The 214-nt window shown below is 64.0% G+C and carries 1 pseudogene; it reads left to right on the top strand.

Annotated elements, in window-relative coordinates:
* Window positions 1-214, top strand: a pseudogene (locus tag IAE27_RS29475) (hypothetical protein); the annotation flags it as partial.

Raw genomic sequence — 214 nt, 5'->3', positions numbered from 1 at the left:
CAGAGTCGTTGAACTCCCCGGAGGCGATGCTGCGCATCTGTCCGGGCTACCAGGTTGCAAACGGCGATGAACCCGTAGCCCCGGCAAGGCGCGTTGAGTGCCGCCCCGGGAGCAGCGCGCAGAGCCCCCTACAGAGAACAGAGTGGCTGAATTTCCCGGAGGTGATGCTGCGCATCTGTCCGGGCTACCGCGCTGCAAACGGCAATGAACCTGT

The organism is Klebsiella sp. S69, assembly GCF_016516145.1.
GTDB lineage: Bacteria > Pseudomonadota > Gammaproteobacteria > Enterobacterales > Enterobacteriaceae > Klebsiella > Klebsiella oxytoca.
The sequence above is the reverse complement of the archived record's forward strand: the minus strand, read 5'-3'. Positions and strand labels throughout refer to the sequence as shown.